Source organism: Virgibacillus sp. 6R (assembly GCF_001895305.1).
GTDB classification, from domain to species: Bacteria; Bacillota; Bacilli; order Bacillales; family Amphibacillaceae; genus Virgibacillus; species Virgibacillus pantothenticus.
In genome coordinates, this window is sequence record NZ_CP017762.1 from 3,518,777 (window position 1) to 3,544,245 (window position 25,469).

General features: G+C 35.9%; 22 protein-coding genes. 14 read left to right on the plus strand and 8 right to left on the minus strand.

Annotated features, from left to right (window positions below; all coding sequences use genetic code 11):
- Positions 1-20 precede the first annotated feature (20 nt).
- The gene (gene deoC / locus BKP57_RS16055; protein WP_072741962.1) at positions 21-680 is read left to right on the plus strand and encodes a deoxyribose-phosphate aldolase; all 660 of its coding nucleotides are present in this window, start codon (positions 21-23) and stop codon (positions 678-680) included.
- Positions 681-793: 113 nt separating this feature from the next.
- On the opposite strand, the gene BKP57_RS22260 is transcribed toward deoC, so the two are convergent.
- The gene (locus BKP57_RS22260; RefSeq protein ID WP_156875359.1) at positions 794-931 is read right to left on the minus strand and encodes a hypothetical protein; all 138 of its coding nucleotides are present in this window, start codon (positions 929-931) and stop codon (positions 794-796) included.
- Positions 932-1,032: 101 nt separating this feature from the next.
- Between BKP57_RS22260 and BKP57_RS22540 the strand changes: the two genes are divergently transcribed.
- Positions 1,033-1,194, plus strand: a complete 162-nt coding sequence (locus tag BKP57_RS22540; RefSeq protein WP_198035002.1) for a hypothetical protein — start codon at positions 1,033-1,035, stop codon at positions 1,192-1,194.
- A 35-nt stretch (positions 1,195-1,229) separates the two neighbouring features.
- Entirely contained in the window at positions 1,230-2,351 is a 1,122-nt protein-coding gene (locus BKP57_RS16060) for a galactitol-1-phosphate 5-dehydrogenase (protein WP_083547301.1), read from the plus strand.
- A gap of 561 nt (positions 2,352-2,912) precedes the next feature.
- On the opposite strand, the gene srtB is transcribed toward BKP57_RS16060, so the two are convergent.
- From srtB to BKP57_RS16095, 7 genes are all read right to left on the minus strand, one after another.
- Positions 2,913-3,674 carry a class B sortase gene (gene srtB / locus BKP57_RS16065; RefSeq protein ID WP_072741963.1) on the minus strand — a complete coding sequence of 254 codons (762 nt, stop codon included), beginning with the start codon at positions 3,672-3,674 and terminating at the stop codon, positions 2,913-2,915.
- A 21-nt stretch (positions 3,675-3,695) separates the two neighbouring features.
- Positions 3,696-4,466: an ABC transporter ATP-binding protein gene (locus BKP57_RS16070; RefSeq protein ID WP_072741964.1), complete on the minus strand. Its 771-nt coding sequence runs from the start codon at positions 4,464-4,466 to the stop codon at positions 3,696-3,698.
- Complete coding sequence (locus tag BKP57_RS16075; protein WP_072742459.1) at positions 4,456-5,439, minus strand: FecCD family ABC transporter permease; 984 nt, start codon at positions 5,437-5,439, stop codon at positions 4,456-4,458. Before BKP57_RS16075 ends, BKP57_RS16070 begins: the two co-directional genes overlap by 11 nt.
- Positions 5,432-6,355 carry a heme ABC transporter substrate-binding protein IsdE gene (isdE, locus tag BKP57_RS16080; protein ID WP_072741965.1) on the minus strand — a complete coding sequence of 308 codons (924 nt, stop codon included), beginning with the start codon at positions 6,353-6,355 and terminating at the stop codon, positions 5,432-5,434. The genes BKP57_RS16075 and isdE overlap by 8 nt, the downstream gene beginning before the upstream one ends.
- A gap of 79 nt (positions 6,356-6,434) precedes the next feature.
- Entirely contained in the window at positions 6,435-8,147 is a 1,713-nt protein-coding gene (locus BKP57_RS16085; RefSeq protein WP_072741966.1) for an NEAT domain-containing protein, read from the minus strand.
- 27 nt (positions 8,148-8,174) lie between these two features.
- Complete coding sequence (gene isdC, locus BKP57_RS16090; RefSeq protein ID WP_083547302.1) at positions 8,175-8,810, minus strand: heme uptake protein IsdC; 636 nt, start codon at positions 8,808-8,810, stop codon at positions 8,175-8,177.
- Entirely contained in the window at positions 8,807-9,496 is a 690-nt protein-coding gene (locus BKP57_RS16095; RefSeq protein WP_072741967.1) for an NEAT domain-containing protein, read from the minus strand. The genes isdC and BKP57_RS16095 overlap by 4 nt, the downstream gene beginning before the upstream one ends.
- Positions 9,497-9,818: 322 nt before the next feature.
- Here BKP57_RS16095 and BKP57_RS16100 point away from each other — a divergent pair, with 322 nt between their 5' ends.
- From BKP57_RS16100 to BKP57_RS16150, 11 genes are all read left to right on the plus strand, one after another.
- Positions 9,819-10,769, plus strand: coding sequence for an ABC transporter substrate-binding protein (locus BKP57_RS16100; RefSeq protein WP_072741968.1), 951 nt, complete (start codon positions 9,819-9,821; stop codon positions 10,767-10,769).
- A 3-nt stretch (positions 10,770-10,772) separates the two neighbouring features.
- Positions 10,773-11,771, plus strand: coding sequence for a FecCD family ABC transporter permease (locus BKP57_RS16105; RefSeq protein WP_072741969.1), 999 nt, complete (start codon positions 10,773-10,775; stop codon positions 11,769-11,771).
- Positions 11,768-12,568 carry an ABC transporter ATP-binding protein gene (locus tag BKP57_RS16110; RefSeq protein WP_072741970.1) on the plus strand — a complete coding sequence of 267 codons (801 nt, stop codon included), beginning with the start codon at positions 11,768-11,770 and terminating at the stop codon, positions 12,566-12,568. The genes BKP57_RS16105 and BKP57_RS16110 overlap by 4 nt, the downstream gene beginning before the upstream one ends.
- Entirely contained in the window at positions 12,549-12,869 is a 321-nt protein-coding gene (gene isdG, locus BKP57_RS16115) for a heme oxygenase (RefSeq protein WP_072741971.1), read from the plus strand. The genes BKP57_RS16110 and isdG overlap by 20 nt, the downstream gene beginning before the upstream one ends.
- 2,009 nt (positions 12,870-14,878) lie before the next feature.
- On the plus strand, positions 14,879-16,516 hold the full coding sequence (gene metG / locus BKP57_RS16120) for a methionine--tRNA ligase (protein ID WP_050351961.1): 1,638 nt from the start codon (positions 14,879-14,881) through the stop codon (positions 16,514-16,516).
- A 258-nt stretch (positions 16,517-16,774) separates the two neighbouring features.
- Positions 16,775-18,691 (plus strand): BglG family transcription antiterminator, encoded by a 1,917-nt coding sequence (locus BKP57_RS16125; RefSeq protein ID WP_050351962.1) that lies wholly within the window; start codon positions 16,775-16,777, stop codon positions 18,689-18,691.
- Between the two features lie 419 nt (positions 18,692-19,110).
- Positions 19,111-20,412 (plus strand): 6-phospho-beta-glucosidase, encoded by a 1,302-nt coding sequence (locus BKP57_RS16130; protein ID WP_072741972.1) that lies wholly within the window; start codon positions 19,111-19,113, stop codon positions 20,410-20,412.
- Positions 20,413-20,426: 14 nt separating this feature from the next.
- Positions 20,427-20,729 (plus strand): PTS sugar transporter subunit IIB, encoded by a 303-nt coding sequence (locus tag BKP57_RS16135; protein ID WP_050351964.1) that lies wholly within the window; start codon positions 20,427-20,429, stop codon positions 20,727-20,729.
- 18 nt (positions 20,730-20,747) lie between these two features.
- Entirely contained in the window at positions 20,748-22,025 is a 1,278-nt protein-coding gene (gene celB / locus BKP57_RS16140) for a PTS cellobiose transporter subunit IIC (RefSeq protein ID WP_232231200.1), read from the plus strand.
- Positions 22,026-22,945: 920 nt separating this feature from the next.
- The gene (locus BKP57_RS16145) at positions 22,946-23,302 is read left to right on the plus strand and encodes a PTS lactose/cellobiose transporter subunit IIA (protein WP_072741973.1); all 357 of its coding nucleotides are present in this window, start codon (positions 22,946-22,948) and stop codon (positions 23,300-23,302) included.
- A gap of 216 nt (positions 23,303-23,518) precedes the next feature.
- Positions 23,519-25,291 (plus strand): exo-beta-N-acetylmuramidase NamZ family protein, encoded by a 1,773-nt coding sequence (locus BKP57_RS16150; RefSeq protein ID WP_083547303.1) that lies wholly within the window; start codon positions 23,519-23,521, stop codon positions 25,289-25,291.
- Positions 25,292-25,469: the final 178 nt, after the last annotated feature.

Genomic DNA, 25,469 nt, shown 5'->3' on the forward strand with positions numbered 1-25,469 from the left:
AGTCAAAAGGATGTGTTTAAATGAATAAGCAGGATTTGATTTCTCTAATTGATTACACATTATTAAACCCAGTCGCAACGAGAAAATGTATTAAAATATTTTGCGAGGAAGCTATTGAATATGGTTTTAAAACTGTTTTTGTTAATCCTTACTATGTTTCATATGCGCATCGTCTTTTATCCCCACACCATATTAAGGTTGGAATCCCAATCGGGTTTTCATTAGGAGGAGCAGTAACTCATGTCAAAGTAGAAGAAGCAAAACAAGGGATTAAAAATGGTGCTGAAGAAATGGATATGCTCATTAATATTGGAGCCCTCAAATCGGGCGAATTTGATGTTGTGAAAAACGATATTGAAGAAGTGGTTAAAGTTGCTAACGGATTGACGACGAAAGTAATTATTGAAACAGGGTTGCTAACAGAGAAAGAAAAAATCATAGCAACGGAATTAATCATGGAAGCCGGGGCAGACTTTGTGAAAACGTCTACGGGATTTAATGGTGGTGGTGCAACCATTGAAGATGTGCAGTTACTTCGCTTAATTGCAAAAGACAAAATAGGTGTCAAAGCTGCTGGAGGAGTGAAAACATATCAAGAAGCTGTTCAAATGGTGAAAGCTGGTGCAAATCGTATTGGCTCTAGCAGTGCAATCGTAATGATTAATCATGACGCTTATTAATGGGTGGCTCCCGCATGGAAGATTCCGTAATTCTCCCCCTTTAGGAGTTAAAGGAATACGGCGAAGTCTGAATTGGAGAAAACGACACCTAAATGTCCGATTGGTTCCACTAACTAGCGTTCCAAGAAATGAAGTTTCATTTTATCCCGGATGTAAGGATCCGTATTTTTCTCCTTTCCAACATGTGCTAATGATGTTGCAAACATGATGAGAAAAACGGCTCCTAAATCCCCGATTCGTTTAACTAACATTCAAGGAGAAAAGCACTCCTTGAATGAAGTTTCACTTTATTACACAAATCAATATTGTTTATAGGTTAAATTTTAGTTGCTATCGATAGGGGAGGGCAATCATGATAGATATTTTTTTAGATGTTATGTTAGGGCCTTTTAGAGTAATTAGCCAATTTTATTTTAAAAATCAACTATTTTTTAACACGATTTTGATCGGTCTTGCAGCATATAACCTATTCTTTAATAGAAGCAGAAATATACAAAGTGACTCAAAAAACTAAATAACAGCGAATAGCCAAAGAAGGGGACGTTCATCGTGAGAGCTTTGAATTTATATGGAGAAAAAGATATTCGTTTTGAAGAAAACACTCCTAAGCCAACTATTAAGAATAGAGAGGATGTTATTATTAAGGTGAAATCAGTAGGGATTTGTGGATCTGATCTATCTAGATTCATCAAATTAGGTCCCTATATAAAAGGAATGACATTTGGTCATGAGTTTGCGGGAGAAGTTGTAGAAGTTGGTGAAGATGTCAAACAAGTAAAAGTAGGAGATCGAGTTGCAGGTTGTCCTGCGTTTGTGTGTAAGAAATGTGATAATTGTCTTAGGGGAGAACCTGCACGTTGTGAAAAGTTAGTTGTTATTGGTTCATTTCATCCGGGAGCCTATGCTGAATATACGAAACTACCAGAAAGTCATGTTTTGAAATTGCCAGATAATGTAGACTATGATACAGCAGCAATGGTAGAGCCATCTGCTGTTGTTGCACACGGATTTTACCAAACTAGCATTCAGGCTGGGGCTGAAATAGCTATCATGGGGGTTGGCAGTATTGGATTATTAGCTGTACAATGGGCGAAGATTTTTGGGGCAAAAAAAATATATGCGATTGATATAGACCAGAAGAAATTAGCTATTGCCAAAAAGCTTGGTGCTGATGTGACTATTAATTCTAGAGAAAAACCTGCATATAAACAAATAATGGAACATACGAATGGGAGAGGAGTAGATTTAGCCGTAGAGTCTGCAGGATCACCTATTACTTCTGAACAGGTTCTCGCATTACCATGTAAAGGCGGAGAAGTAGTATTTATGGGGATACCGTATGCAAATATCCATATAGAACGTTTTTATTTTGAAAAAATTGTTCGCAATGAATTGACTATTTATGGTTCATGGAATGCGGTATCTTCCCCGTTTCCAGGTAAAGAATGGGGTACAACCATCCATTATATGAGTAAGGGTCTAATAAGATCGGATGCAATGATATCACATACCTTTTCATTAGCAGAGGGACCAGATGTATTTCGAAAAATAGTAAATAATCAAATCGATTCCGTTAAAGTGTTATTTCATCCCGAAATAATCGAAAAAACAGGAGGACTAACCGACAATAACCATATAAATATATCAAAATGGTACGACAGCAGTTTTTAGTATTTTTATGCCATTTTAAAATGGCAAAAGGCGCACAGGTTCATTCAAATAATGTATGAGCCTGCTTTTTTATAACTTCAGAAATTATAATTTATTTTTTCATGGTGGATCATTTTTTGAAAAGGCTTTGTCTAGCTTATGTGCTCAACGCCTATCAAACTTCGAACTTCTTCCTACAATAAGTCAACATCGGCTCCTCTTGTCGCCGTATTTCCTTTATCTCGTCAGTAGTTCTGCCGTTTGTACGTCGCTAACGAATCGCTATTACTCTACTATAGGAAAGTATAAAATTATAACGAAATAACCGAATAGCCACGTCCGGCGCATGAGCCCAGCAACTATGCAACTTCACGAAATCGCCCTACGATAAGTCATCATCGGTTCGTCGCCTCACTGTGATTCCTTTATCTTTAGTTGATTCGTTCCATTCGCTACGTTGCTAAACGGGCGCTTGCGCCTTTGTTCCACTTAGGAAAGTATAATATTTTTTGGTTTATAGTATAAGAAAAACAAAGGCTTTCGCCATAAGACTTGGCGACAAGCCAAGTTTTTCAAAAAAACTTACTCTTGTTTAGAAATTTTTGCATGAACAACGAAACGCCCTTCATCAGGATCCAGTGTATAATCACAAGTGGACAGTGTAATTATCATATCATTCTCATTCACTTTTACATCTGATTTGAAGATTGATTTATCTTGAATTTCCTCAACTAATTGTTTGTACTCATTCTGGGTAGCAAAATCAGTTTGAATATAATCAAAGTCGGTTGTAGTATGATAGACAGAAAATACTTCTGCATCATAGCTGTCATACATCGTATCAAAAAATACGTTACGGTGATTTGTAAAAAATTCTTTGTCTGTATACTTTCTTAAATTATGAAACATGGTTCCATCCTTCATGTTATGTCCATATAAAATAATATTACGATTATATGAAGCTACATTATTACGATAATCCATAAAAATACTACCAGCTCTTGAGTTTTCCTCTTTATAATTTCGATATAAATAATGCTCATTATTGTCAGCTTGCAAAATAGGGTAATTGATTTTTGTTTTATCTATCGTAAGCCAACCGACAATATCGGAATTAATTTTGTGTAATTCTTTAAATTGCTTTCGTATCTCACCTTTCTCAGCTGATGTCTCTGAACGATTTGTATGTGTCGCATATATATCCTGCACATCAGCGAGTACTTGCCGATTATGATAGTAATCCAATCCTAGGGATCCTAATTCATACGCGGAATATATAAATACCCCAATACAAATAGTCATCACCACATTAGAAAGCCATTTTCGGATTTTCTTACCACTCATTTTATCACCCCAAGTTGAACCTTAAATCCCAATTGGAATTGTATAAAGCCCTGTATCTTCATCTTCTTTTACAAGAACGTTTACCCCATAGACTTTTTTCATAAGCTCATTTGTAATCACTTGTTTTGGAGTACCTTTTCTTACTATTTGACCATCCTTCATAGCAATGATAATGTCACTATATCGAATAGCCTGATTGATGTCATGGAGTACCATTACAATAGTTATGCCTAATTCTGTATTCAATTCTTTAATCAGTTCTAATAACTCATATTGATAATAGATATCCAAATAAGTTGTCGGTTCATCTAAAAATAGAAAAGGTGTATGTTGGGCTAAGGTTAAGGCAAACCAAACTCGTTGTTGCTCTCCACCAGATAAGGTATGGAGCTGATGGTTTCTTTTTGTTAATAAGTTAGTCTTGTTAAGAGCCCATTCAATTGCTTTAGCATCTGCTTTTTTATCTTGAGAAAAAATTGACCGATAAGGTAACCTGCCATAACTAATTAGTTTTTCTACTGTCATATCAGCTGGAGCGCTGTTTTTTTGATGAACAACCGCTACTTTTTTAGCGAATTCTTTTGGCTTAAAATCAACTAATCGTTTACCGTCTAATCGCACGCTTCCTTTGTAAGGTGTATAGTGTTTGGACAATACGCCAAGTAGTGTTGACTTTCCGCTGCCATTCGGACCAATAATCGTAGTTATTTTACCAAGATCAATTTCTCCGCTTATATTGATTAGCTGATTGTTTTTATGGTCGTACGAAAACGTAATATCTTTAAGTTCCATAAACTCGATCACTCTTCCTTAGTAAAAATATGAGAAATGGCCCGCCGATTAATGCCATAATAATGGAGGCAGGAATTTCATTTGGTGCAATGATGATTCTTCCTAACGTATCAGATAATAAAATGAACAAAGCCCCTAGAATTGCTGAAAAGGGGATAAGAACTTTATGGTCCGTCCCTACTAAAATGCGCCCAATATGAGGTACAAGTAAGCCGACAAATAAGAACAAGCCAGCTGTTGCAGTTGCAATACCAGCTAACAAAACAGCAATTGATGAAATAACAAAACGAGCAACATTTACATTTAACCCTAAGCTTTTAACGGTTTTATCTTCTAATGCCAAGTAATTACACCAAGCAAATACCAAAAACGCCAAGATTAACCCAATCGTACCATAAATAACGATGATCTCAACATCTGCCCATTTCTTCATTGATAATGTGGAGGTTGTTACTTCTTGCACCATGGAAGAGGTATAGCTTCCACGATAGTTAAAGGTTTGGCTTAAACTTGTAAAAACGGCATTGATAGCAACGCCAATTAATATCATGCGCAATGGATCCAATCCCGACTTCCAAGAAAATGAATAAACGAGAAAAAAGGCTATTGCGCCACCTAAAAAGGCAAATAACGGGGTATAAAAGAATAATGTTGGGAAAATACTTACCATCAACATGCTCATAAAACCTGCACCAGATGATACGCCAATAATCCCGGGTTCAGCTAAAGGATTTCTCATAACTGCTTGTATCAGTACACCAGAAACAGATAGTGCTGCTCCGGCAAATATAGCGATAATTATTCTTGGTAGACGCAGATCTTTAATGACCTCGACATTGTCATTTGATCCAGATATCAACCCTCGAATAAGCTCTACCAAGGATACGTGAATACTTCCTGTAGTTGCAGAGAACACGATGATGAGACTTAATAATAAAATACTTGTCATAAAGCTAATGATTCGCTTATTCACCATGGACACCCTTTTCTATCTCGTTACTTTCATTTTCCTCCGGATATAACATGCCAAACAATGCATCTAATGCTTGGGGAGCAGCCAGATTAGCTGTTGTACCGAAAAGAAGTTCTTCTAAGTCATAGACACGACCATTTTTTACGGCGTCAAAATGCTTCCAAATATCATTTTCCTTAAATTCTTTATCAAACATCTTAACTACTTCGTCAGGCATACCGTGTGCTGCTCGTAAAATAATATCCGGGTTTGCCTGTTGTAAATATTCCGTATTGGAAGCTAGGTATTCGACTTTTTCTCCTGAGAACACATTGACTCCACCGGATATTTCTACCAAATCTCCGATATATGAGCGGTCAGTTGCTACTAAATAACTACCTGGTACTCCCATTAAAATAAGGACACGAGGTGGTTTCTTCCCTTGAATCTTTTTATTAATTTCAGCTACTTTCTCTTCAAAAGTTTGTACGATTTTTTCTGCCTCTGCTTTGCGATCATATGCTTTACCAAGATCGATTATCTCTTTATACATATTTTCTATACTTTGTAAATTGACATATCGGGTATCAATGCCCGCATCATCAAATACAGACTCCAAATCGTATTTCAGTGTTGTTACAGACATTACTTCTTTTGGTTTTAACGACATAATTTGTTCCATATCAGGACTCATCGGATTGCCTACTTCTGTTACACCGTCATATCGTTTTGGTAAATCTTTATAGCTTGTTGGGATTCCAATTAAGTCTAGTTTCAGTGCATCCATTATTTCTGTAACGGCAACTGTAGTTGCAACGATACGATTATTTTCAGGGTCACTAGCTTCTTTTACAGTAGTTTTTCCATTCCCTTCTCCTGAGCAACCAGCTAATCCGATGATTACTGTAATTAAAAGAAATATCAATTGCTTTTTCATGAGCAGCATGGTCCCCTTATCGTAAATGTGGTAAAGCTGGAGTCTTGTTAGATGTGCAACAAGACTCCAATAACAGCTATTAAATCGAACGTATTTTTTTTCGTAATTTAATTACTATAGGGATTAAAGAACCTAATAATAAACTAGTAAATAAAACAAGTTTAGCTGTATCACTTGTAGTCGGATTGTTGGTTTGTTTTCCCGTTTCTTTAGTTGTGGCTAGATTTTGTTTATCACCATGGTCTTCATTACGATCAAAGCTTAGCCCTTGTTCTTCTTTATTCCCTTGTTCTTCTTTATTCTCTTGTTTTTTGGAAGGCAGTTTAGTTGCATCTACATTTTCTTGCTGAGGGTATGATTCTCCCTCTTTAAGCAATTGGATGGAGTTAGGATCAAATTGAAATTGAACATCATATTCATGGTGATAATTTAAATTAGGAATATCAACCTTCACCCAAGCATCTAATTTGGTAAACAAATCGTCTACTGCAAATTCCACGACACGAGTGTCTACCTTAGAATCATGACTTAGTACTTTTGGATCAACTAGCTTTCCTTCGTGATATACTTTAAAATCTGTAATCCATGAGCTGTTTTTTAAGGTAACAGCAATCTTTTTTTCTCCATTTTTTACTTTTAAATGGCCTGGGCTGACGACATAATCATTCATAACCGATACTTGATTCGTATTATTTTTTAATACGCTATAAGCAATCGAATACTCTCCATCTTTCAAATTTTTTGGATCGATCTTTTTATTCGATTCGGTTGGTTGTTTAGTCTGTTTTTTTGGTTGTTTATTTGAATTTTCCGACTGATTATTTGGTACTTCTGGCTTTTCGTTTAGATTTTGATTTGGATCTGTCTGCTCTTTATCGGGTTGTTTCACTTCTACTTCTTTTAAACTATTTTGATTAAACGATAGTCTAAGCGGTTGATCGCCTTGGTGTGATTCCACCTTGTATTGGACGTTTGCATTCATAATAGTTGCTAGATGATTCAACTCATACGTAACTTTTCTCCAATTTTTGGCTTCATTTATATTTTCTTCTATCGGTTCCTTTCCATCTACTTGGAAGCCCGTAATTGTTCGATGGTCATTTAAGGTAAGGGTAAGGAGAGTTTTTCCATCTTTTACAGATAAGGACGCCGTCTTATCAATATATCTTGACATGCCGGATGGCTTGTCCTCTTTAGCATGTAATGCAGCAACTTCGATCGTATAATTGCCGTCATCTACTTCTATAATAGCTGGCGTATTTGTGTCCTTGCTAGGCTCCTCTGGTGTTGGTTTTTCGGGATCAGCTGGTTTTTCTATCAACGGAATATTGGACGGATCAAATTTAAAGCGAATATTATACTTGTTATCATATTTAAAGCCGGGGATCCCCGTAACGATGATGTGGACTTTAGCATTTACCATTTCTTCAAGGTTAGGAACATCGAATTCGACAACGCGAGTATCTTCTTCTTTATTTTCACTAATCACTGACACATCCATAAATTTTCCGTTATTTTCGACTTTAAAATATTGCCACCAAGAACTGTTTTTTAATGTAGTCTGAACCGTATATTTCCCATTTTGAACAATCAACTTAGCTGGTTTTTGTAAATAATCATCGGCAACAGAAGTGTTATCTTCATTTTCCTTCCAGACAACAAACGGTAATTCATACTCGCCATCTGCGAATACTTTTTCATTTGTCTCGGCCGCTGCAACTGGTGACAAGGTCGATGTAACAGTCATAAGCATTAAGAATGCCATTAAAAGTATAGAGACTAATTTTTTCATTTCCTTCTCCTCTTTCTGTTCCCCATTTTATTTAACTGCGAATTTTCTTATCAGAATGAACCCGGAAGCGAGTAAGGCAACTACAAATAAAACGATTGGTGTTTCGTCAGACGTTTTTGGGTTTTTTTCGGCTTTCTGCTTTGTTCCAATATTCTGGTTATTATCCAACTTTTCATTCTTTGCCGACACGTTATCGGCCTTATCTTCGTTTGTACTTGTTGCTTGGTTCTGATTAGCTGCTAAACCGGATGTGTCAAATTGGAAACGGACTTTATATTTATTGTCATAATCAATATCAGGTACAATAACATGTATGTTTGCGTTAACAATCTGATCCAAGTCTGGAACTTCAAATTGTACAACTCTTGTATCGTTACCTTCACTTACTACAGTTACTGGTTTGGATTGGACATGGAATGATTGCCACCAAGAACTATTCTTTAAAGTAATCTGCACTAAATTTTTACCGTTTTTAACAATGAGTTTGGCAGGGGAAACGAGATAATCATTCGTCATGGATCTTTCATCCGTATCCCCTTTTAAAACGGTAAACGGTAGATTATATTCCCCTTCAGCATACGTTGATGCTGCATTTACTTGATTAGCATGAAATGAGAAAAATGTTATGAGTATGATAAAAAATGGAATAGTTATTTTTTTCAACTTGAATTCTCCTTTTTCTTATTTGTATTTCGAACTATATATATAATCACAAACGCAAGAATCATTAAGAAAACCATGAGGATAAGGATGAAATTGCTGATTTTCGTGTCACTTTCTTCGGATTCTTTAGTGATCTTCTGTTCTTTTGTTGTTTCGAAGTCTGTATCTTTTATTTCCAACGTATCTATTGCTTGTTGATCTAATTTTTCCAAGCTATTTAAATCAAAATTAAAACGTACTGTATACCGGTGGTCATAAACTGGTTCCATTGATTCAATCAATACATGCATTTTAAACTCAATGGGTTCCGTTAAATCTCGATCCACCTTAAACTGAACAACTCTTGTATTTTCTTTTTTATCTTCCCGAATTACTTTCACATCGACAAATGAATCTCCTATAGGTGCCTGTAGTTCTTTCGTCCATTCACTATGATTTAACGTAAACCGTATATAGTGCTCACCATTATGTACAATGTATGTTGCAGGTTTTTCAAAATAATCATTCGCAATGGATACGGAATCTGTTTCTGCATGTAATATTACGTAATCCAGTGAATGTACTCCCTCTTCTACATTTGGTAACGCAGCTTTTGCATCGCTACTTTTAACTGGAAACCAAACATAGGTGAGAACATAAAGGAATAGTAAAGTAATAACTGAGATTTTATGGCGATGTTTCTCCAATTACAAACCCCCAATCTTTTATAGATATTGATTCTCATTATCAATTAGATGTAAAATAAAAAGAAGTTCCAATAACTTCCTAATTCTAAAATATATGTTTCAAATCAGTAATTTTCTTTTCCACCCCCTTATTAATAATGAGAATCATTTTCAATTACTTATCACCTAATACCATAGCAAATTTTAACAGAATGTCAACTATAATTTTATTTATTTATTTTATTTTTAAAATTTCTTATTTTTTATTGACAATGAGAATCATTATCACTATAATAAGCGTTAATTGAGAATTCATATCATTTAAACACTAGGAGTGTCATGTATGCGGCAAGATAAATTCATTAGTTTATTCATCTTACTACTTATTCTCGTAGGCTGTAGTAATCAGGATGGGGTAACAGCAAAGAATGAAAAAGAGCCAAAGGAAAATGCCTTTTCTATTACTGATTTTGCTGATCGAACCATTGATTTCGAAACAACTCCTGAAAAAATTGTAGCACTCAGTCATGGAGACGTAGATATTATCTATGCATTAGGAAACGAAGTGGTCGGTCGCCCATCGGGAGAAATGTCTGTCGAAGAAGCAAAAAAAGCTCTTGAAGTGGGTTCTACTCACAGTATGGATGTAGAAAAGATTACCTCGCTCGAACCTGACGTCGTATTGGGTAATCATCCAATGAATATGAAGGATGTACAGGCAATAGAAAATATAGGAGCAGACATGGTATTAAGTCATGCTAACTCTGTTAAAGACATTCAAGAGCAAATTGCACTTTTTGGTCAGTTACTCCATAAAGAAAATGAGGCACAGCAACTTATAAATATGATTGATGATAAATTAACAGCGATACAGCAATCAAAGGTAGAAAAGAAACCAAGAGTACTATTAGTTTATGGTGCGCCTGGAACCAATATGGTAGCACTACCAAATTCACTAGGCGGGAATATTTTAGAATTATCAGGGGGATTAAATATTGCTAGCGATTACCCAAGCTTGGAAATGTATCCTCAATATGCCCAATTAAACGCTGAAAGAATTATTGAAGCGAATCCACAAGTGATTTTAATAATGACTCATGGTGATCCTGAAAAAGTGAAAAATAGTTTAGTTAAAGATATGTCACAAACAGCTGGTTGGGATGAACTGGAGGCAGTTAAAAATAATCGCGTACTAATTCTACCTTCTGATCTGTTTGGAACAAATCCCGGGACAAAAGTGATCGATGCATTAGATTATCTTCATGAATTAATTAAAGATGTGAAGAAGGAATAAACGATGTCAGTAAAAAGAAGAAGTCTACGCAGAAAATATGTATCTATTCTTTCTCCGATACTTTTATTACTTATAATCTTTTATGGTATAACATATGGACCTGTTCCAATCACTTTGTCTGAAACATGGAATGCATTATTTTCAGATGGAAATACATTTCAGAAAAAAATAATTGTGGACATACGCTTACCTAGAGTACTGCTAGGGTTGTTAGTAGGTGGATGTTTGGCAGCATCAGGCGCTTTATTACAAGGTGTTATGAAAAATCCATTAGCTGATCCTGGAATTATTGGTGTCTCATCAGGAGCTGGACTGGCAGCAATTATTACAATGGTACTTTTACCGGAGTTTGGCTATTTATTACCATTGATGGCATTTATAGGTGCTTTGTTCACATCACTAGTTATTTATTTACTAGCATGGGATCAAGGAGCATCACCTGTCAAAATTATTTTAGCGGGAGTGGCTATTAATGCCTTGTTAGGAGCAATCATGAATGGAATTATGGTTGTTTACAGTGACCGTGTTCAATCTGTATTGCCTTGGCTTTCTGGTGGATTAACAGGGAAGGGATGGTATCATTTGGAATTTATGGCACCTTATGCCATTATCAGTCTGTTAGCCTCATTTTTGGCAATCAGACCTGCTAATCTTTTATTATTGGGTGATCATTCAGCTAAACTTTTGGGGCAACGTGTGGAGATTCAACGTTTTTCGCTCATTTTATTAGCTTCATTATTGGCAGGAGCAGCGGTTAGTGTTGCAGGTTTAGTTGGTTTTGTTGGGTTAGTAGTCCCACATATTATCCGGTTATTAATTGGCGATGATTACGCTTTTTTACTACCATTTAGTATTGTTTTTGGTGGGATTCTTGTTGTACTTGCTGATACGATTGCAAGATCTTGGTTTGATCCAATTGAATTGCCGGTTGGAATATTACTAGCATGTTTAGGAGCACCATTCTTTTTATTTTTACTTAAGAAACGGAGAATATTGTCATGAATGCTATCCGTATGAATGATATTACATTAAATGTAAGCGACTTTCAATTAGCTAATATTTCTTTATCCATTCCAAACCGGAAAATCAGTACGATTGTGGGCCCCAATGGGTCCGGTAAGTCAACACTATTAAAAGTTATTAGCAAACTGCTAGCGGCAGACAATGGATCTGTATATATATACGAAAAAAATAGTCAGTCCTATAAAACTAGAGAATTCGCAAAGAAAATCACCATGCTACCACAAGCCAAAGACCATCTGCCTAATTTAACAGTTAAAGAATTAATCTCATTTGGCAGATCTCCATATAAACGTTTTTTTATTAATCGATTATCGAAAGAAGACGAGGAAATCATTTATGAATCAATGAACATAACGAATACAGCCATCTATGAAAATCGTATGTTTTCTAGTTTATCAGGAGGGGAACAACAGAAGGTTCGTATTGCAATGGCTTTAGCACAACAAACAGACATTTTATTATTAGATGAGCCAACTACTTATTTGGATATTGCCCATCAATTTGAAGTTATGGAGTTGCTGCAATTTATTAACGAAAGCTATAAGATGACAATTATTATGGTTTTACATGATCTGCAACAAGCTGCTACGTATAGTGATTATATGATTGCACTTAAAAACGGGAAGATTGTAGATAAAGGGAAACCACAAGAAATGCTAACAGAGGACTTTTTAGCAAATGTTTACGAGATACTTGCACGGATTATCTATGAAGATGGTTATCCATTGATAATACCTAAATTAAGGAGGAAACACCATGTATATCGTTACAAATAGAACAAAAATAAGAAAAGATAAAGGTTATCAGTTAGTCAATCGTTTCAATAAAGTTGGTAAAATTGAGACAATGGAAGGTTTTTTAGGCTTGGAAGTATTAGTAACAGATAAGCTAGATGATTATGATGAAGTAACTATTATGACGCGTTGGGATACAGAAGCTTCCTTCAAAAAATGGCTCAAAAGTGATGCATTTAAGGAAGCGCATAATCATCGTGATGGGAAACCCGATTATATTATTACCAATGAAATATCGTATTATGATGTAAAGATAATTCGTAAGCCGATTGTTCCTGCATAAATAGTTTGCAGTCAAGAGGTATACTTCAATCATATTTAGGATTCATGAAAGGTTTAGATACACATTGTTGATTACCTATATTCACAAGCCCCCCCCTGTCTTGTGAATATGGTAAACATATATTTATTTATAGAGATAAAATAAGTACCCCCTCTCACTCTTTTCTTTAACAGATAATTGATGTTCTGTATGGCATACACTTTGAAACTTGTATGCCTCTTTTTTTACGCTAGAATGAGGTTATACCATAGGTAAAGTCGTGGCGATGAAGGAATCAGTAGGAATAAGTTCAAGACGTAGGAGCATAGGACCTAGCAGCTGTTGTAATTTTTCATTCCCTTGCGTAATTAAATTACAATTACGATAGTTTATTGCACTATTATAGGGAAACAAGTTTGTCTGTACCGTATAAACAATAGCTTTTAATTGGTAAATCAAACATTAAGGTATGCGAATTACGACGACTCTCTGGATTCTTGAAAAATTTTAAAGGTAGATAGAATTGGGGGCTTGTAAAGGAGATGATCTTTAAATGAATTACTTTTTCAAAGAGGTAGGTGGTCCTTTTTTTAATCCATCAAAGCGAAAACTGGTCAGGATAAACGGTAGGTTAGTTTAAATTTTGAATTAAGAAACACAAAACTAAATTGAAGAATAGAGATCTCTGTATTTATTATGGAGGATACGTGATGAAATCTTGGCTAGAATGTGCAAACTAGCAATAATATTACACGCACCCATTTTCATTGTATATCAATGGGGAAATCTGAAGTAATCTGCCATTTTAAATTAAATTCTAATTCTCAAACGATCCTTGTAAACCTCAAATACCCGTAAATTAAATGGTTATAAAGAGGAAATTTCTATTTTAAATTTGATCTCCACTAAGACTATAGCTGACTTATTGACTTACATCTACCCCTATGTAATAATAAAGTCATTCATTTTGCAGAAAAGCGATGATGGGGAGAGTAGGTCAATGCTATTCTTTTACAGAAAGCTTTGGTAGCTGAAAAGAAGCAAGGAATGATTGATTGAATATGGTCTCTGAGCTGCGTATCTGAACTTTTAGAGTAAGGGTATGACGAGATTTGGCACTCGTTACAAATGTCATGGTATAAGAACATGCCGTTTTATCCCGAATAGAAGGTCCGTAAGACTCTCACTTCAATAGTTGATTGTGCAAAAAAGGTAAGTGAGAGATAACAGCGCCTAAATTTCCGATTTATTTAGAGACCTTTAGGTCATGCCATTACGGTACTAACAAGCCGTGGGGTGTAAAGGCACGGCTACTGATTGGGGATCACTTTATTGTTCCGTACCAATGGAGACTAATCATGTGAATGATTAGTGAATAAAGGTGGTAACACGGGGATAACCTCGTCCTTTGACAATTTATATTGTCTTAGGATGGGGTTTTTTAATTTTTCCAAATCTTACATGGGCTATATGACATCGACTTCAAGAGTTGAAAATCCGTAAAATTCTAGAAAAGCAGAGTGGACGAACAAATATGGACAAAAAATGCTTGTAGTAAGACGGTTTATTAACCAAGAATGTGCTTCAAAAAGTATTACAATAAAAGACGAAATACTGAGGCAACAAAGTAAAACAGAAGGGAAAGTGGCTTTTCAAGTGCACTGAGGGATTTAACAAACATCACCATAATATCTATGGATACCCAAGAACATACGACTTGTTTTAAATCATGCAACCTAGAGAACAATAACCCTGTTAAATATTTATCTCGCATATAAGGTGCTGTAAGAGCCTCTTAAGGAGTTGGATAATCTGTACTGCAACAAGTCTAAGTGGGAGATAACAGCACCCCTATTTCGAGAGGACTTTAGGTCATACCATTACGGTACTAACAATCAGTAGGCGATGAATGAAAAATCATTGATTGAAGATTCACTTTATTAAACGGGACAAATATAGCGTAGAACTGAAAAGCATAAATTTTCCATGCATACCCTTATGTCAGTCTTATTTTTGAAGGAGGAAAAAGGATGAATGTACTAATTGGTGGAGCTTGGCCTTATGCAAATGGGTCATTGCATTTGGGTCACATATCGAGTCTATTATCAGGTGATATTTTAGCTCGTTATTACAGGGCAAAAGGTGACAATGTGCTTTATGTTTCGGGGAGTGATTGTAATGGTACGCCAATTACAATTCGAGCAAAACAAGAAGGCGTTACCTCTAAAGAAATAGCCGACAAATATCACAAAGAGTTTAAAGAATGTTTTGAGCAACTAGGCTTCACATACGATTATTATACTCGCACAGATGCAGCGCATCATCATAAAGCGGTTCAGGAAATATTTTTCACTTTATTAGATAATGATAAACTTTATCAGAAAGAGGTTGAACAGGCTTATTGCAATAGTTGTGCCCAGTTCTTGCCTGATCGGTTTGTGGAAGGAATTTGCCCAAATTGTGGAAAAGGAGCACGAGGGGACCAATGTGACCATTGTTCAAAAGTTCTTGAGCCATTAGATTTGGTTGATAAAAAATGTAAACTATGTGGTAGTTCACCTACGACAAAAAGTACGGAGCATTTTTACTTCAAATTAAGCTCTTTTCAGGAACAACTTGAAAATTACGTTGAAAAGGCAAAAGAAAAAGGATGCTGGCGCGACAACGCAATTAAAATAGCGGAAAGATATTTAAAAGAAGGCTTGCCTGATCGAGCGATTTCAAGAGATTTACCAGTAGGTGTAACTGTACCAGTTGAAGGTTATGAGAGGAAAAAGATATATGTTTGGTTTGAAGCTGTTGCTGGATACTATACGGCGAGCAAAAAGTGGGCCGACGACAATCAGAAGGATGCTAGTCCCTTTTGGGAGGGGAATACTAAATCATATTATGTTCATGGAAAAGACAATATCCCGTTTCATGCAATCATTTGGCCAGGGATTTTATTAGGGGTTAACCAACTAGCGCTTCCAACTCATATAGTTTCAAATGAGTATGTAACGGTTGAAAAAAAGAAACTATCCACAAGTAAAAACTGGGCCGTTTGGGTTCCTGATATGCTGAAGAAATATGCTCCAGACTCGATACGGTATTTCTTAACGATCAATGCCCCCGAACACAGAGATGCTGATTTTTCCTGGCGTGAGTTTGTTTATAGTCATAATAGTGAGTTGCTTGGTGCTTACGGGAATTTTGTAAATCGAAGCCTAAAGTTTATCGAAAAATTCTTTGATGGAGAAGTACCACCAGGGCATGTTAATCAAGCAATCAAGCAAAATATAGAAAACGTATACCACCAAGCAGCCTCTCTGATTGAACAAACACATTTTAAAGAAGCGTTAGAATTAATTTTTGGATCTATAAGAAGCGCCAATAAATATTTTGATCAACAGCAGCCGTGGATTCAAGTAAAAGCGTCCTTTAACGAATGTCAAGATACGTTAAGAAGCTGTGTATATATGATTGTGAATTTGGCTCAGTTATTGCATCCATTCCTTCCATTTTCAAGCGAGAAATTACAACAAGCCTTTGGAATAACAGAAATGCAGTGGAAACCGATTGATATTCCCACATCTGCTGTGGAAATTACAGCACCGTTATTTGAAAGAATCGATGTCTCTGTTATTGATCAAGAATTGGAACGGCTAAGAAAGCAATCCTCGTTATAAGAGGGTTGCTTAAAATGGATTGGATGTGTTTCATAATTTGAAAAAAGCCCCAGCTTTTTTCAAGCTACAGGTGAACAAATAACAAAGCCATTCATAAGGATTAATTTTGGGCGAATTATTCTTAATAACTTCTATATGCACTCATTTTTTTGTATACACGTTAAAAATTCATTGTGAATATATATACAAACTCCTTCATATCTGCACATGTTATAATGAACATGAAAGTTTTATATCATATATGATTGAGGTGGGCTTATGAATTCTCGACAGTATGCCATAATAAAGTTACTTGATAGTGCAGAAGATGAATTCTTCACAAGTGCTCAACTTGCTACTGAGATCAATGTGAGTCCAAAGACGGTAAGAACGGACATAAAGGAATTGAATTCACTGTTACAGGATTACAGTATTTATATTGAGCCCGTTCGTGGTAGGGGATACGTTTTAAAGGTGAAAAACAGAGAAAATTTTAATCAATTATTCCAAGATTATGCAAATAAAGCTTATTCCATGATTCCGGTTGAATCAGGGGAAAGAGTTAACTACATAATAGAAAAGTTATTACTATGTACCGAATATATAAAAATGGAAGATTTACTTGCAGAATTATTTATCAGTAGATCTACTTTACAAAGTGATTTGAAAATTGTTCGCGAAATATTGCAGCATTATGGTTTATCGATTGAACACAAACCCAATTATGGAATGAAAGTGTATGGAGAAGAAACATTCATTCGCTTTTGTATTTCGGAATACATTTTTAATCAACAGCCATTGCTCACAAGGAAACAATGGGTGAATATTTTGATGCCGCAAGAGCTGAATTTAATTAGAAATTCTATTCTTAAAAACATAAGGAAAAATAACATCACGATTTCTGACGTTAGTTTAGAAAATTTAATCATTCATCTTGCTATCGCTTATAGGCGGATACTAGAAAATAAAACAGTAGAATTTGTGAAAAAAGATTTTCACATACTAAGAGGTGAAAAAGAATATGACGTGGCAAAAACCATAATAACGGAAATTGAACACAGTTTAGAAGTCGTTTTCCCAAAAACAGAAATAGCTTATCTAACTATTCACTTAAAAGGGACGAAGTTGACTTCTACTTTAGATAATACATTAGACCTTCAGACTGTTGTGGATAAGGAAATTTACCAGCTTGCAAATGAGGTTATACAGCTAGTTGATAAAGAGTATGATTTAAATTTAACGGAAGACAAAGAGTTTTTGAGAAACCTATGCCTGCACTTAAAACCTGCTATTAGCCGATGTCACTACCAGATGAATATTCGTAATCCAATGTTAGAGGAAATTAAAATGAACTATCCTCTTTCATTTGAAGCAGCACTGTTTGGAGCAAATATAATAAATGAGCGATTTGCTATTCAATTCAACGAATGTGAAGTGGGGTATATTGCTCTTCATATCGAAGCAGCTTTAGAGAAAGCAAAGCGCTCTGACCGCGAAAGGAAACGATGCTTAATCGTTTGCGCTACAGGCTTAGGGAGCTCACAGTTACTTTTACATAAGCTAACGAATATATTTGGTAAGAAGCTTCATATTATTGGAACAACCGAATATTACAACTTAACACAACATAAGCTGGAAAATTTGGATTTTATAATGAGTACGATTCCGATTAAAAATAAGTTGCCAGTACCAGTTATACATATAAGCGCTATTCTTGGTACGATAGATGTTTCAAAAATTGAACAAATGCTAGAGTATAAGAATACAGACATAAACGAATATATTTTTCCAGAGTATACATTTTTACAATGTGACTTTCAGACACCAGAATCAGCTATTTGTTTTTTAACAAGTCATTTAATAGAAAAAGGGAAAGCGGATACAAGTTACACACAATCTGTATTAGAAAGAGAGCATTATGCACCTACAAGCTTTGGTAATTTAGTTGCAGTACCTCATCCGCTGCAACCAGGAACAAACGCTACCTTTCTATCCATACTCACGTTACAAAAGCCGATAAATTGGGGGGACAAGCTAGTTCAGCTGGTAATATTACTAAACGTTAATAAAGATAAGAAGGAAGACTTACAGCCTATGTTTCAATCTCTTGTTCAATTTATTGATAATAAACAAAAAGTCTTTCAAATACTAGAATGTAAGACATATTCGGAAATCAAAGAGAAGTTAGAGAAATGAGATCCGATAAATGGGAGCAAAAGATTCGATAGCTATTCTTTTGCTCCTTTTGCGTTTGATAAGTTTTAGTATAGTATGTTTCTTAATTCTTTCACCTAGAACTGGAAAGCGGAACAAATAAATTAAGGTAAGAAACAACAGCTGCTTAACTGTCTGACTAGCATTCAATCGTTTCGGTTAGTAGGAAGGCGCTAGAAAAAAGTTCTACTAACTGAAGTTTCGCTTAAACTAGTTGGGAGCGTTAGAAGTATAGAATCTATCGATCTCAACTAACTAGTTAATGAAAGAAAATATTACGAAGCATGAGTTTTAGTTTTTACCGTTGCTAACGGTAAAAACTAATCTCGAAATGTATGCGTTTTCAAAATAGGATAAAAGTTGAAAGAAGATTTGAAACTAATGTGAGAAAGGATGATGGTATGAATGGAATAAAAATAACGGTGATTGGAGGGGGTTCTTCCTATACACCAGAACTACTTGAAGGAATTATTTTCAATCAGGAACTCTTACGCGTAGCAGAAGTTTGGTTAGTAGATGTAGAAGCAGGACAGCAGAAGTTGTCCATTATAGAAGGATTAGCCAAACGTATGATTCAAAAAGCTGAATGTTCGATTAGAATTGTTGCCACTTTAGATAAGCGAGAAGCAATAAAAGGCGCAGATTACATTATTACCCAAATTAGAGTAGGGCAACTTAAAATGCGTCGTTATGATGAATATATCTCTATTAAGCATGGAGTAATCGGTCAGGAAACAACTGGAGCGGGAGGGTTTATGAAAGCATTACGTACAATACCAGTTATCCTTGATATTTGCAACGATATTGAACAACTTGCTCCAAATACCTGGTTGCTGAATTTTACGAATCCTGCAGGTGTGGTTACAGAAGCAGTCCTAAAACATTGCAATGTAAAAGTTATTGGCTTATGTAATAATCCAATTAATTATTATAAAAAATTTGCTGCCACCTATAACGTCTCTATGAACGATGTAAGTATCAATTTCGTAGGTATTAATCATTTGATTTGGATAACAGACCTATTTATTAAGGGTGAATCAAGAATTAATGACGTTTTCACTGGTTGGTCGGATAGTTATGAGGCAAAGAATATTCCTGCATTCGGATGGGATTTGGAGTTTTTGAAATCTTTGGGTGCTATTCCTTGTGGCTATCATAAATATTACTATCAGTCTGATCGAATTTTACAAGAACAATTGGAGCAGTTGGAGCGAAATGAAACCCGTGCTGATCAAGTGCAAAAAATGGAGCAAGAGCTATTTGAAATTTATCAAAATCCAGATTTAAACGAGAAACCAAAAGCTTTAGAACAAAGGGGAGGAGCATACTACTCAGAGGCGGCTGTCAATTTAATTAAGTCTATCCAATTGAATACAAAAGACATGCATACATTGAATATTCGTAATAATGGAACGATTGCCTGCTTGCCTAATGACACTTGTATAGAAGTAAATTGTGTTGTGGAACGGCATCAGGTTACCCCTCTACAAGTTGGGGAGGTATCACCACAGGTTAGAGGGCTTTTACAAAATGTTAAAGCATACGAAGAACTTACTGTAGAGGCGGCTGTGAAAGGAGACAAAGGTATTGCTCATCAAGCATTAACATTACATCCACTTATTCCATCTGCTGAACGGGCAAAAGCTATCTTAGAAGAAATGTTTATCGTGAACAAGAGGTTTCTACCACAATTCGATCTTTAAGGGGGAAAACATACATGAAGATAACACTGCTTTGCGCATTGGGAATGAGTACAAGTCTTTTAGTGGAAAGAATGAAGAAAGCAGCTGATCGCAGAGGGATTGATGTGAAAATTGAAGCCCATTCGGTAGATGATATCGATAAGCAGCTAAAAAGTTCTGATGTCATACTTTTAGGTCCGCAAATTCGCTATAAGAAGAAGGAACTGTTTAAAAAAGCGGAAGAAGAAAATGTTCCAATCGCTATTATTGATATGCGAGCATATGGATCAACGGATGGTGAAGAAGTGCTGGAGCAAGCACTCCATTTAAAAAAATGACTATGAGGAGGGTATATTGTGAATCGTTTTAATGCGCTTATGGAACGTTACTTTATGCCAGTTGCTGGAAAAATGGCTGAACAACGTCATTTGAAGGCGGTTCGAGATGGGATTATCGCAACAATGCCACTATTAATTATTGGAAGTATCTTTCTGATTATTTCATCTCCGCCTGTAGAATCTTGGGCTGAATTTATGAAACCTTATACATCTACGTTGAGTATTCCTGTAAATGCCACCTTTGGATTGTTGGGTTTGGTTGCAGTTTTTTCAATCGCATATAGTCTTGCGAAGAGCTATGGTATGGATGAGCTATCGGCTGGTGTGCTTAGTGTAGCTACCTTTTTTGTAGCTACACCACTTACAGAAGATGGAAATATTCCTTTGAATTTAATGGGAAGTGAAGGTTTATTTATTGCGATCGTATTGGCGATTTTTACAGTCGAAGTATTTCGTTTTTTTGAAAATAGAAATATTATTATCCGTATGCCTGAAGGAGTTCCTCCATCTGTATGGCGTGCATTTACAGCGCTTATTCCTGGAGCAGTCATTATTTTCATTGTCTGGGGAGTAGATTTATTGTTGCGAAATGCTTTTGATCTATCGTTACATGGAGTTGTCGCCGCTATTTTAAGGCAACCTTTAGAGGCTATGGGAGCAAGCTTGTGGGGGGCAATTATTGCCATTATTCTCATTCATTTATTGTGGTCTTTTGGAATTCACGGGATTTCAGTTGTAGCAAGCGTAATGGCTCCAATCTGGTATAGTTTGACGGAACAAAACGTAGCCGCACAGCAAGCTGGTGAAGAACTACCATATATTATCGGTCAGCCATTTATGGCAATTTGGGTGACAGTTGGTGGTTCTGGCATGGCGCTTGCATTAACCATATTATTTGTTTGGAGAGCACGTTCGAGACATTTGAAAGGTCTGGGTCGAGGGTCTATTTGGGCCAGTTTCTTTAATATAAGTGAACCAATTGTATTCGGAGCACCAATTGTGATGAACCCATTATTATTTATCCCCTTTATACTTGCACCATTAGCAGTAGGGCTGATCACTTATTTTTCTATGTCAATTGGCTTGGTAGGAGAACCATATGTAATTGTTCCTTGGACTACTCCGCCACCATTTTCGGGAATATTAACCACAGGTGATTGGCGCGGTGGTGTATTAATGACGATTAATATAATCGTAGCCATGTTTATTTATTATCCATTTTTCCGTTTGTACGATAAAAAGCTCTTGGAAGAAGAACAGGCAAATGAGTCAGTAGCCCCTACGAAAGAAGATTAAAAGGTACTTTTATAGATGATAATACAAGAAAAGTGATAATCAATGCAGATGATTTTGGTCTTACAACTGGGTAACATATGAATTTAATTTATGCTCATCCATATGGTGTAGTATCAAGTACGACTGCAATGGTTAATCTGCCATTTGCCAAGAAAGGTTTAGAAAAAAATACCTTAATTTGGGAATAGGCTTGTGTCTAGTATTTGATGCAGGCCGACCTGTTTTTTTCATCTCAAAGCAGTTTAACGCATCGTTCTGGATATTTTTTGAAAGGGGGACACATTAATTAAATCTACTAAAAGGGAGGTTTTGAAAAATGAGCTAGAGGCGCAACTTGATTTCTATATAAATGGTTTGGTGATGTAATACATCTGGATAGTCAACACCATACGCATCTGTATATTCCGCAGTGATTGGATGTTGTTATAGAAGCTGCAGAAAAACACAACTTACCAGTTAGGATGTTTAAGGAAACAAAGTTTAAGCACAGAATAGTTAGTCCTAACTATTTTTATGCGGCATTTTATGGGAAGGAAAATATGTCCATTGAGGGCTACCACAATATTCTATCTGTAGAAATCATGTGCCACCCAGAGTTTATCCCGCATATAAGGTGCTGTAAGACTCCCACTTCAGGAGTTGGATAAATCTGTACTACGACAAACCTAAGTGGGAGATAACAGCACCTAAATGCCCTATCTCGTAAAGGACTTTAGGTCATACCATTACGGTACTAATAATCAGCAGGGACGAATAAAAACACCCACTGATTGAAGATTCACTTTATTGATTCTTGCTTATATAAAACTGGTAACTATAACAGTAGAAGAATGAAGAAATAGATGTAATAGCTAATAAAAAGATTAAAGAATATATAGGAAAACAGGCTATAGAATTAATTCATTATGGAGGAATAGCAGATGGACATTGAAAATGTATCCATGAATATCATTTTACGTGCAAGTAATGCAAAAAAACATTTATATGAGGCGTTAAATCATGCCCGGGAGGCAGAATTTAGTCAAATTGAATCTACAATGAAACATGTTTCTGATGAATTATTAGAGGCGCACAAATTACAGACTAAACTTATTCAAGAAGACACTCAAGGGGGGTTAGAAAATTTATCTGTATTACTCATTCATGCACAGGATCATCTAATGTCAGTTATATCAGAAAAAAGCCTAGTAGGAGAAATGATAGAAATATATTGTAAACAGAGTGAGATAAGCAAAAAAGTAGACTATTTAATGACCCGGATGATTGATGGTAGTTGAAGCTAGAAAAAATAGTGTAAGGATGTTTATATAAGAACAATGATGGTATTTTTTGAAAGATAAGAAAGCATAAAATGAGGTGCTTGGGGTTAACGAAATAATCGAAGCCACGTCCGGCGCAAGCGCCCTGCAACGATGCGACTTTAGAAATGCGTCCTACGATAAGGCCTCATCGGTTTGTCGCTTAGGGAAGGTCTTCATTAGATACTATATCTAATGAAAAAATATGGAAGACAAGGGGGAATAAAAAAGGTGATGCTAGGTATGGAGGTTCTTTTAGATGGTCATTTAGAGTGGATTCAAGATAAACGAGTTGGATTGATTACGAATCATACTGGGGTTTCAAGTGATTTGGAGAGCAGCATTGATCTATTGTATAACCATCCTGAAGTAAATTTAACAGCATTATATGGTCCGGAACACGGCATACGCGGGGATCGTGAAGCAGGAGAATATGTGGAGTCGTATATCGATAAAAAAACGGGTTTACCTGTATATAGCTTATATGGATCTACCTGGAAACCTACGAAAGAGATGCTCGAGGATGTAGATGTTTTATTATTTGATATTCAGGATATAGGTTCCAATGTTTATACTTATATTTACACGCTTGGTTTTGCAATGGAGGCAGCAGCAGAACATGATAAACAACTGATCGTGCTAGACAGACCAAATCCTATTGGTGGTACAAGGGTCGAGGGGCCGGTACGTTCGAAAGATGCTGTTAGTTTTATGGGCAGATTTTTGCTTCCTGTCAGACATGGCATGACAGTTGGTGAATTGGCTGTAATGTGGAACCATGAATATAGTATGGGAGTAGATCTAAAAATAGCTAAATTAAAGGGGTGGAAAAGAAATGTGTATTTTTCCGATACTGGACTTCCGTGGGTGATGACATCTCCGAATATACCGACTGAAAAGACAGCTTATTTATATACGGGAACAGAATTATTAGATGACACGTCATTGTCTATAGGACTTGGCACCACTAGACCGTTTGAATTAGTAGGTGCTCCATGGATTGATAGTGAAGCTTTAGCAAAAGAAATGAGAAACCGTGGTATTGCCGGCGTGAAATTTAGATCGGCATATTTTACACCCATGTTTGGAAAATATGAAGGTGAGCTGGTGGCTGGTGTACAAGTCCATCTGATTTATCCCGAAAAAGTTGATCTTGTTGCTTTAGGATTAAATTTGGTGGATGCGATGAGAGACCAGAACCCTGATAAGTTTGAGATGACGGAAAGTTACACCAATTTAATCGGGGATACAGACGTCCCTGAGATGATCATGAAGAACATGGAGGTTAATAAAATTATTGCTTCTTGGCAAGACGAATTGAATGAGTGGATGAAAGACGTTCGAAATAAGTATTTAATGTACCCGCCATTTCCAGTTGGATCTAAACCATACAGACCAAAAGGAGTGTTGGGAATTTTACCATTAGATTTGACAGCTTCTCCAGGTCAAAATACTACATTAACGGTTAAAGGATATGATAAACATGGGAAAAAATTAGAAATTGATCCTAATTTAATTGATTGGACTGTTACTAACGATATTGGTTATGTGGAAAATGGTACATTCCATGCTGTAAAAGAGGGAAAAGCGCAATTAATCGCAACTTATCGTGATTACAAAGCAAATAGAAAAGTCGTGGTTTCCTCAAGATATGTAAACAATATAAGATATGGTGTTCATTCCAATTATACAAGAGTTGTATTTGATCTGAACATAGGGATTGATGACTACAAAATAGTTGAAGAAACAAACGTATTAAAAGTACAAATCTCATATGGCAATATTTCTGGGGAGCTAAAACAAGAAGGCGGCACAATTGAAGTCAATAATAGCCCTGTACTATCATTTATTGAGTATTTGAAAGAAGAGGATGAAACCTTGGTTGCAGACTTTCATTTAAAAAAGGTAAGGGTTAATTATGAAATACCAGAGTATTCGTCTCGGTTAGTTATTGATATACAACATTAAAGTATTCATAGCAACAGAACGAGGTATACGTATTTTTTTAGCAGATTTGTTGTCGCGCATTAACCTAGTTTAGAAGAAGAGCTTTTTAATAAATAAATAGTAAAGATATAGGGTTACTAAATAGGTTCGGTCCATATTCTTATTTGGGGTGTGGTCCGTTTCGTCTTTCATTGGAATG